The following is an 8,808-nucleotide window of genomic DNA, read 5'->3' as shown; positions in this document are numbered from 1 at the left end:
AAGCTCCTGCACCTCGCCTATGGCGTCCTCAAATCGGGCACCGCGTTCGACCCGAAAAGGGGCCTTGCCTGCTAGGGGATAAGACGGTATCTACGCGTGCGCCCTGCGGCTATTTGGCCTTGCCGCACACCGCAGTGCAGCCGCACCTAACGCGACAGGGCGCAACCTGTAACGCCAGGCAGTGGCGGTGCAACATCGCACTCGCCCCGCCGCCGCCTCGCGAATCCCAAATCCCGAATCCCCAATCCCGGCACTGCCTCAGCTCCCCGGCGCCTGCTGCGCCCGCTCCTGCACCTTGGCCTCGCGCAGTTCCTTCTCCGAGGTGCGCAGCGCCTTGACGTCCAGCGGCCGGATGCTGTCGATGCGGCACGGCAGGCGAATCGCGGCCGGACCGCCGCCCAGCACCAGCACGTCGTCGAACTTCGCCGAGACCTGGCTGCCGAAATGGGTGATGGCGATGCTGGGGGCGAAATCCAGGTCCTGGCAGGTGCCGGCGAATTCCAGCAGATAGGCCTGGTTCGGACGCGTCCACACCGCCAGCGCGCTGTCGCCGAGCGCGGTCCAGCCGCTGAGCCGGTTGAAGTACTGGAAGTCGCGCACCGGCGCACCGGCGTGGGCGCGGTACAGGGTCAGACGCTCGTCGTCGCTGAGGCGGTTGGTCGCGCAGCCGGCCAGTACGGCCGTGGCGATGAGGGAGGACAGCAGCAGGCGTTTCATGGCAATGCTCCTGATGGTGTGGAGCGCATCATGCGCCCGCCACGGTGCACGCTGCCGTGTATGCACGCAGGGTCGTTCAGCGACAAGGCAGCCAACGATCGCGGCGCGATGGCACCGCTTACTGCGAGGGACTGCGCGCCGACTCGCAGAAGCGCTGCCGGTACTCCAGCGCCTTGGGCATCAGCGCCTGCAGGTTCTGGATGCGGGTGCCCGGATTGGGATGGGTGGAGGCGAACTCCGGCGGCGCCTGGCCGCCGCTGCTGGCGCTCATCCGTTCCCACAACGGCACCGCCTCGCGCGGGTCGAAACAGGCCGCGGCGGCGAGCATCAGGCCCACTTCGTCGGCCTGGGTCTCGTGGCTGCGCGCGTACGGCAGCAGGTAGCCGTACCCCATCGCCGCCATCGCCATCTGCTGCTGTTGCGGATCCAGCCCGCCGGCGGCGCCGGCCATCTGCCCGATCTGGGTCAGCTTCTGCTGGGCCATGCGCTGCGCGCCATGCCGCAACAGCGCGTGCGCGATCTCGTGGCCCATCACCACCGCCATCGCATCGGCGTTCTTGGCCACCGGCAGCAGCCCGGTGTAGACCGCCATCTTGCCGCCGGGCAGGCAGAACGCATTGGCCTGGTCGGACTCGATCACGTTGACGTCCCAGTCGAAGCCGCGCGCGTAATGCTTGGCCTGCATGCCGTGCTCGGCGGCCAGCGCGTCCTCGACCACATCGACCTTGGCGATCAACCGCTGCGCGATCGCACGCACCTGCTGCGCTACCTGCGACTGCGGATCGACCGGATGTTCCTGCGCCAGGATCTCCTGGTACGCCTGCAGACCCAGCGCCTTCTCGTCCTCCACGTTCAACGAGCGGTCGATCAGCACCTGCTCGCCGGTGTACGGGTCCTCGCTGCGGTTGGAGAACCAGTAGAACCCGGCATACACGGCAAAGCCCAGCAGCACCAGCCAGCGCACCCCGCCCAGCGGCCCACGGCGGCCACCGCCCGGTTCGCCGCCCTGGCGGCCGAAGACTTGGTTCATCGGGTTCCCCTCGTTGACTGGTGAGGCAATATAGGGCGTTTGATCCATCCCCGAGCATGCCGCGCCGCGGTTGCGCGTGCTTGTGGCAAGGAAGAGCGAGGAAGTGGACGTCGGTCCACGCCCGAGCGATGACGCGGCCACGAGCGCGCGCAACCGCGGCCCTTCGGGTTGGGCCTGGCAGGCGCGCCGCCGACGCCGCGCGGCTTGACCTGACGCCCAGTCAGGCACTGCGCCACGCAACACCGGCGGCGCGCCTGCCAGACCCAACGCGGCGTACTCGGGGATGGATGAAACGCCCTCGCGCCGGCACCGGCGCGGCGGCGTCAAATGCCGCGCACCAGGCGGAAGCCGACGCGCGCGCTGGTGCTGTCCGAATCCTGCATCAGCCGCCAGGCCGCGCGGGTCTGCTCCGGCGCATTGGCCCAGTTGCCGCCGCGCACCACCCGCGAGCGGCAGCCCGGGTTGTACCAGGCCGCACCATCGGCGGGCGCACGGCGGTAGCTGGCATGCCAGCAGTCGGCGACCCATTCGCTGAGGTTGCCGGCCATGTCGTGCAGGCCCCAGGCGTTGGCGGAAAAACTGGCCACCGGCGCGGGCCCCCAGAACCCGTCGGTGTAGCCGACGAAGGCGTTGCGCCAGTGCCGACCGCTGGGCGAGACGTCGCCGCCGCCGGTGAAGTTGCCGCTGCCGCGCGGCGGCGTGCCGGCGTTGCCCCAGGGATAGCGGCCGCGGCCGCCGGCGCGCAGGGCGTATTCGAACTCGGCCTCGCTGGGCAGCCGGTAGTGCCGCCCGGTCTGCTGCGACAGCCAGGCCGCGTAGGCTTCGGCGTCGCGCACGCTGACGTGCATCACCGGGCTGTTGGGCGCCGCCCGCGCGCCCTGGTAATCGGACTGCCAGTCCACCCCGTTGCGGCGCACGAAGTTGCCACTGCGCTCGTCGTAGACCGTGGAATGGCCGCGCCGGGTGGCGCGCGGACGCGCATTGGTCGCCTCCACGAAGCGGCGGAACTCGGCCACCGTGACCTCGGTGATCGACATGGCGAAACCGCGGTCGAAGCGCACGTAGTGCTGCGGCATCTCCGCCGGCGAGGCGCCGGGTTCGGTCTCGGCCGCGCCCATGCGAAAGCCGCCGTGCGGCACCACGATCATCTGCGGGCCGCGCCCACCGTCGTGCATGCCGTCGGTGAACACCTGGCCGGGACGAAAACTGCCGTAATGGGTGGCCAGGTCGATGCGTTCGCGCAGCATCGCCGCCACCGGATCGCCGGGATCGGCGATGCGCAGCACGTCGCCCAGGCGCTCGCGCGCCGACTTCAACCCGGCCGGTGTGGCCAGATCGCGCAGGCCGGCATCGCGCAAGGCGGCGATGCGCGCCACCCGCACCTGCTCCACGCGCACGCGCGCATCGCGCACCGTGGGCGCGTCCTCGCGCACCCGCGCCGCACGCGCCAGCCAGCTGCCGGCAGCGGCGAAATCCGAGGCCGCCGCCGCCGTCTCGGCGCGGCGGATCAGCGCGCTCTCCACCGCCGCCACACCCTGCCGCGCGCGCGCATCGTCCGCATCCAGCAGCAGCGCCTCGCGGAAATTGGCCAGGGCGCCGTTGCCGTCCTCGCCCAGGCGGCCACCACGCAGGTCGTCCTCGCCGGCGCGGTTGTAGGCCAGCACCCGCGAGGCGGTCTCCACCCGCTGCTGCAGGCGCCGCACCGCCGGATCGTCCGCATCCAGCCACAGCGCCACCATCGCGATGCGCGCAGCCTGCTCCAGCGTGCGCTCGGACCGCTCCGGATCGCCCAGCGCCTGCGCGCCCAGCTGCAGCAGGCGTCGCCGCGCCTTGCGCAGGCCGTCCTGGGCGACGCGATCGTTCGGCGCCAGGCTGCGGATCGCCAGGTACAGCGGAATCGCCGACTGCGCGTCCTCGAACAGGCGATCGGCGGCCAGCGCGCGCGCCGCCTCGCGCCGCGCCTGCGGCAGGCCGCCGCGGGTCAAGGTCGGCAACGGCGGCTGCCAGCGCGCCACGGTCTCGGCTGCGTCTTCGCCGCCGATGGTCACGCTGGGCGCCTGCACCGGCCTGGCCGGCGCCGACCGCGCCGGCACGGCGGCAGCGGCGGCCGCAGGCGCGGGATCGGCGGCCGGCGTCGGCGGCTGCCGCGCACAGCCGACCAGCACTGCCGCCAGCATGCTCCAGACCATCACAACGCCGCTGCTGCGCACCTTTCCTCCGAACCATGGCCCTGGGCCGTGTCACCAATTCCCGAGTATGCCGCGTTGGGCCCGCGCGCCTGTCAGACCCAACCCGAAGGGCCGCGATTGCTCGGGGATTGATGACACGCCCTTGCGACGCCGCCCCACCCGGCGCGCCGTGCGGCCGGCGGAGCGACGTTAGGCTATTCTCGCCTGCCTGAGCAAACCCTGCAGTCAACGGAAATCACGTGCCTTACTGGATCAAGCAACCCGCCGAGCTGAGCGAACGGCTGGCGCAGCGGCCGGCCCGCATCGGCCTGGACACCGAATTCGTCCGCGAACGGACCTACTGGCCGCAACTGGCGCTGGTGCAGATGGCGGTGGGCGACGACATCCTGCTGATCGACCCACTGATCCCGGGCATGCCGCAGGCGCTGGCGCCGTGGCTGAGCGATCCGGGAATCCTCAAGATCATGCACAGCGCCAGCGAAGACCTGGTCGCCTTCAAGTGCGCCTGCGGCACCCTGCCGCGGCCGCTGTTCGACACCCAGATCGCCGCCGGCCTGGCCGGGCTCGGTGCCGGCATGGGCTACCAGAAGCTGGTGCTGGAGATCACCGGCGTGCACCTGGCCAAGGGCGAGACCCGCTCGGACTGGCTACGCCGCCCGCTGTCGCCGGCGCAGCTGGAATACGCCGCCGACGACGTGCGCCATCTGTTCGCGCTGCACGATCACCTGCAGGCGCGGTTGCAGACCCTGCAGCGCAGCGACTGGCTGCACGAGGACGGCGAACGCCTGCTCGGCACCGTCGAGCACGACGATGGCGAGCGCTGGCCGCACCTGAGCATGCGCTCGGCGCAATTCATGGACCGCCCCGCGCAACTGCGCCTGCTGCGCCTGTTGCGCTGGCGCGACGCCCAGGCCCGGCACAGCGACAAGCCGCGCAGCTGGATCCTGGACAACGAACTGGCCGCCACCCTGGCGCGGTTCCCGCCACAGGACCAGCCGGCCATGCTGGCGCTGTTCGACAAGCACCCCAAGGCGCCACGCAAGCTCAGCGATGCGCTGTGGCAGGCGCTGACCACGCCGCTGGCCGACGAAGCCGACGCGCCGCAGGCGCTGGCCGCCAGCGACGACAACAAGGCAGCGCTGAAGCGACTGCAGGACGCGGTGGCCGCACGCAGCGCCGAACTCGGCCTGCCCGACGGCCTGCTGGCCTCGCGCAAGCACCTGGAAGCCCTGCTGGAAAGCGCGCAATGGCCCACGCCGCTGGCCGGCTGGCGCCGACGCGAACTGGAGCCGCACCTGCAACCGCTGCTCGCCAGCGCACGTTGAACTCATGCGGCCGCGCGGCCAGGCCGCGATCGCCCCGCCATGCACGCCCACGCCATCGGGCATAAAAAAAGGCCAGGAAATCCTGGCCTTTTTTCGTCCGCTCAATACTTGACGAGCGGGAACTTCAGATCCGGATGGCGCGCCTTCCATTCGTTGTAGGCGGCGGTGCCTTCCCAGGCGGCGAACGCCTTCGGCGTGCGGCCGCGGCCGGACCAGGTTTCGCCGGTGTGCGGCAGCTGGTACTTCGGCTTGACCTCGCTGCGGCCACCGGCGGACTTGCTGCTGGCCGGCTTGGACGCCGCGCTGGTCACGTAGGCCGCGATCTCGTTGCGCTGCTTGGCGCTGAAGAACTCGGCGAACTGCTCCAGCAGCGACAGCACGTTGGCGTGCGCCGCATTGGTTTCGCCCTCGCGCGCCTGCCGCTCCTGCTCTTCCAGCTTGCGCATTTCTTCCTGCAGCTTGGCCTTGGCTTCGGCGATCTGTTGCAAGTTGCGAACTTCCGTCATGTGTAAAAGACCCGTCTTTAGTAAATGGTATGAAGCGGACGGTTTATTTCGTCCGGAACGAAATCACCGCGGGAGATTTCGGCCGCCGAGTATATCGACTCCCTGCGCGCGCTGTAGACAGAATGCTGAGCGCGTTCCCGCTTCCCTTCGGCCGTCCCCCTGCCCGGCGCCGGGGATGTTGCATTGCCCCCTTTGCACGCGGCCCCGTGCCCAGTTACACTACGCGTCTGATGTGGGGCGGTAGCTCAGCTGGGAGAGCGTCGCGTTCGCAATGCGAAGGTCGAGGGTTCGATCCCCTTCCGCTCCACCATCTTTCCGTCCTCGACGGTGCAACAAGGCCAGACAGCCACCAGGCTCTCTGGCCTTTTTGTTGGCCGCTCCTGAAGCTGAGCGCATCCGATCAGGGCGGTCCTGTCATGCGATGCCCAGTGGCGATGGCGTGATCGGAGGTCCTCGGCTTCCGTACTGACGGGGCGGGAAGCGGTCGCAGTGCGCGCTCCCCACCGCATCATCGGTCAGCTGTTGTCGTCCTGCGCGGCCTCGTCCTGTCCGGAGCCCGGGCCGCGCTCGTGCGCCTCGCGCAGCTTCTGGTCTTCCAGGCCGGGCCGCTGCTTGGCGGTATCGTCCTGGGCACGGTCCTGCCGGCCCTCGTGGATGCCCTGCTGCTTGCCGGACTGGGTGGTCTCGTCTTTTGCCATGGTCTGCACCTCGCTGGGGCGGATGCCCGCTCGCCGCCACCCTAGCGAGGCCGCCGTGATGCACGGATCACGGCGTGCCAGGCATCACGCCGCCAGCGCGCGTGCGCCGGCCTCGGCGATGTCGTCGCTGCGCAGCAGCCGCGCGCGGTCGAGCAGGATCACCAGCCGATCCTCCAGCTTGCCCATGCCCTGCAGCAGGTCGCGGCGGATATCGCTGCCGAAGGCCGGCGGCGCCTCGATCTGCTGCGGCGGCAATTCCAGCACCTCGTTGACCGCGTCCACCAGCAGGCCGAAGGACTGCGCCGCGCCCCCCTCTTCGCTGGTGGCGGTGGCGATGACGATGCAACTGCGGCGGGTGACCTGGCTGGGCCCGCGGCCTAGCCGCGACTGCAGATCCACCACCGGCACCACCGCGCCGCGCAGGTTGATCACCCCGCACACGCAGGCCGGCATGGTCGGCACCGGCGTGGGTGGGCGGTACTCGATGATTTCGTGGATACCGGCGATGTTGAGCCCGAACAGTTCGCGATCCAGTTGAAAGGTCAGGAACTGCCAGGCGTTCTGCTGCGCGAGCCCGGTGACGGCATCGATACGATCGTTGTGCATGGTCTTCCCCTTCAGAAGTTGACGAACTGGCCTTCGTCCGGCGCATCCGCCAGCGCGTAGGCCGGCACCTGGCGTGCACGCGGGCGCAAGGCCTTGCCGGCGTTGCGCAGCGGGCGTGTGGCCGCCGGCCTGGGCGCCACCGGCGCGGCACGGCGTGGCGCGGCCAGGTCCTGCTCGCGGTTGAGGCGGAAGAAGCCCATCGCCTGCTGCAGCGATTCGGCCTGGGTGCTCATCTGTTCGGCGGTCGCCGCCAGTTGCTCGGAGGCCGCCGCGTTCTGCTGCGTGGCCTGGCTGAGCTGGGCCACCGCCAGGTTGATCTGGGTGACGCCGGAGGACTGCTCCTGCGAGGCCGAGGCGATCTCCTGCACCAGATCCGAGGTCTTCTTGATGCTGGGCACGATGGTACCGAGCAGGTTGCCGGCGCGATCGGCCAGGCCGACGCTGCTGGCGGCGACCTCGCCGATCTCCTGCGCGGCCACCTGGCTGCGCTCGGCCAGCTTGCGCACTTCCGCCGCGACCACGGCGAAACCCTTGCCGTGCTCGCCGGCGCGCGCGGCCTCGATCGCCGCGTTCAACGCCAGCAGGTTGGTCTGGTAGGCGATGTCGTCGATGATGCCGATCTTCTGCGCGATCTGCTTCATCGCATGGGTCGAGGCCAGCACCGCTTCGCCGCCCTCCACCGCTTCCTTGGCCGCCTGCGCCGACATGCCCTCGGTGACCTTGGCGTTGTCCGTGTTCTGCGCAATGGACGCGGTCATCTGTTCCAGCGAGGCGCTGGTCTCCTCCACGCCGGAGGCCTGCTCGGTGGCCGCCTGGCTCAGCGACTGCGCGGTGGCGCTGACTTCCTCGGACGAACCGGCCAGCGATTGCGCGCTGGCGTTGACCTCGCCCACGACATCCGCCAGACGCTCGACCATCGCCTGCAGCGCCACCATCGCGCTGGTGGTGTCGTTGGGGCGGGTCGGCACCTGCACGGTGAGATCGCCACGCGCGATCCGCGAGGCCACTTCCATCACCGTGCTCGGCTCGCCGCCGAGTTCGCTCATCAGCGAACGCGCGATCAGAAAACCGATAAACGACGCGCACAGCGCCGCGACCAGACTGCCGACGATCAGGGTGAGGTTGGTGCGCTGCTGCAGCTGCTCCGCCTCGGAGGCGCGCACAGCCAGCAGTTCGCTTTCTGCGCGGCGCACTTCGGCCATGCGATCACGCATCGTATCCATGTAGGCCTTGCCCTTGGAGGCACGCACCGCGGCGGCCAACGCCTCCATCGTCGCCTGGCCGTCGTTGACGTTCTTGCGCAGCGCGATCTGCGGATGCACTGCCTGGCTGAGCCATTGCGCCTGGGTCTGCTTCAGCGCGTTCAGGCGCTCCTGCTGCTTGGGATTGTCCGCGGTCAGTTCCTGCGCCGTGCGCAGGTGGCTGTCGAAGCTGGCGACACCGTCGCGATAGGGCTGCAGGAAGGTGTCCTCGCCGGTCAGCGAGAAGCCGCGCGTGCCGGTCTCGATGTTGATCAGGCTGCTGAGCGCAGCATCGACTTCGGCGATCACCTTGTAGGTGTGGGTGTTCCAGTAATTGGCCTGCGACAACGCGGAGACGTTGAAGTAAGCGACGCCGGCCAGCGCCAGCAGGATGCACAGGACTACGGCGAAGCCGCCGTAGAGTTTGGTTGCGACTTTCAGATTCTTCAGCATGGCACTCTCCCGACAATGGGGCAGTTGTGACAACGACATCGAC

General features: G+C 69.7%; 8 protein-coding genes and 1 tRNA gene. 2 read left to right on the top strand and 7 right to left on the bottom strand.

Features of this window, described 5'->3' with window-relative positions:
• Positions 1–258 precede the first annotated feature (258 nt).
• From GGR66_RS17345 to GGR66_RS17335, 3 genes are all read right to left on the bottom strand, one after another.
• Entirely contained in the window at positions 259–717 is a 459-nt protein-coding gene (locus GGR66_RS17345; protein ID WP_184449350.1) for a DUF6491 family protein, read from the bottom strand.
• Positions 718–835: 118 nt separating this feature from the next.
• Positions 836–1,747: a M48 family metallopeptidase gene (locus GGR66_RS17340; RefSeq protein ID WP_184449348.1), complete on the bottom strand. Its 912-nt coding sequence runs from the start codon at positions 1,745–1,747 to the stop codon at positions 836–838.
• A 323-nt stretch (positions 1,748–2,070) separates the two neighbouring features.
• On the bottom strand, positions 2,071–3,936 hold the full coding sequence (locus tag GGR66_RS17335; protein WP_255421758.1) for a formylglycine-generating enzyme family protein: 1,866 nt from the start codon (positions 3,934–3,936) through the stop codon (positions 2,071–2,073).
• 239 nt (positions 3,937–4,175) lie between these two features.
• On the opposite strand from GGR66_RS17335, the gene rnd reads away from it, so the two are divergent.
• Complete coding sequence (gene rnd, locus GGR66_RS17330) at positions 4,176–5,261, top strand: ribonuclease D (RefSeq protein WP_184449346.1); 1,086 nt, start codon at positions 4,176–4,178, stop codon at positions 5,259–5,261.
• 101 nt (positions 5,262–5,362) lie between these two features.
• Here rnd and GGR66_RS17325 read toward each other — a convergent pair whose 3' ends face one another.
• A complete protein-coding gene (locus tag GGR66_RS17325; protein WP_160969838.1) occupies positions 5,363–5,767 on the bottom strand; it encodes an H-NS family nucleoid-associated regulatory protein in 405 nt (134 codons plus the stop codon).
• 234 nt (positions 5,768–6,001) lie between these two features.
• On the opposite strand from GGR66_RS17325, the gene GGR66_RS17320 reads away from it, so the two are divergent.
• Positions 6,002–6,077 (top strand) — tRNA-Ala (locus GGR66_RS17320).
• A 205-nt stretch (positions 6,078–6,282) separates the two neighbouring features.
• Here GGR66_RS17320 and GGR66_RS17315 read toward each other — a convergent pair.
• The 3 genes from GGR66_RS17315 to GGR66_RS17305 form a co-directional block, all read right to left on the bottom strand.
• Positions 6,283–6,465 carry a hypothetical protein gene (locus GGR66_RS17315; protein ID WP_184449344.1) on the bottom strand — a complete coding sequence of 61 codons (183 nt, stop codon included), beginning with the start codon at positions 6,463–6,465 and terminating at the stop codon, positions 6,283–6,285.
• Between the two features lie 84 nt (positions 6,466–6,549).
• The gene (locus GGR66_RS17310) at positions 6,550–7,071 is read right to left on the bottom strand and encodes a chemotaxis protein CheW (protein WP_160969842.1); all 522 of its coding nucleotides are present in this window, start codon (positions 7,069–7,071) and stop codon (positions 6,550–6,552) included.
• Between the two features lie 11 nt (positions 7,072–7,082).
• Complete coding sequence (locus tag GGR66_RS17305) at positions 7,083–8,765, bottom strand: methyl-accepting chemotaxis protein (RefSeq protein WP_160969844.1); 1,683 nt, start codon at positions 8,763–8,765, stop codon at positions 7,083–7,085.
• Positions 8,766–8,808 lie beyond the last annotated feature (43 nt).

Origin of the sequence: Xanthomonas sp. 3498 (genome assembly GCF_014199795.1) — a bacterium.
Lineage (GTDB): Bacteria > Pseudomonadota > Gammaproteobacteria > Xanthomonadales > Xanthomonadaceae > Xanthomonas_A > Xanthomonas_A rydalmerensis.
This window is presented reverse-complemented; position numbering and strand designations above follow the sequence as displayed.

Excerpts from the sequence above, each read along its gene's own strand:
- GGR66_RS17345 (WP_184449350.1), bottom strand. The coding sequence starts at position 717 with ATGAAACGCCTGCTGCTGTCCTCCCTCATCGCCACGGCCGTACTGGCC.
- GGR66_RS17340 (WP_184449348.1), bottom strand. The coding sequence starts at position 1,747 with ATGAACCAAGTCTTCGGCCGCCAGGGCGGCGAACCGGGCGGTGGCCGC.
- GGR66_RS17335 (WP_255421758.1), bottom strand. The coding sequence starts at position 3,936 with ATGGTCTGGAGCATGCTGGCGGCAGTGCTGGTCGGCTGTGCGCGGCAG.
- GGR66_RS17325 (WP_160969838.1), bottom strand. The coding sequence starts at position 5,767 with ATGACGGAAGTTCGCAACTTGCAACAGATCGCCGAAGCCAAGGCCAAG.
- GGR66_RS17315 (WP_184449344.1), bottom strand. The coding sequence starts at position 6,465 with ATGGCAAAAGACGAGACCACCCAGTCCGGCAAGCAGCAGGGCATCCAC.
- GGR66_RS17310 (WP_160969842.1), bottom strand. The coding sequence starts at position 7,071 with ATGCACAACGATCGTATCGATGCCGTCACCGGGCTCGCGCAGCAGAAC.
- GGR66_RS17305 (WP_160969844.1), bottom strand. The coding sequence starts at position 8,765 with ATGCTGAAGAATCTGAAAGTCGCAACCAAACTCTACGGCGGCTTCGCC.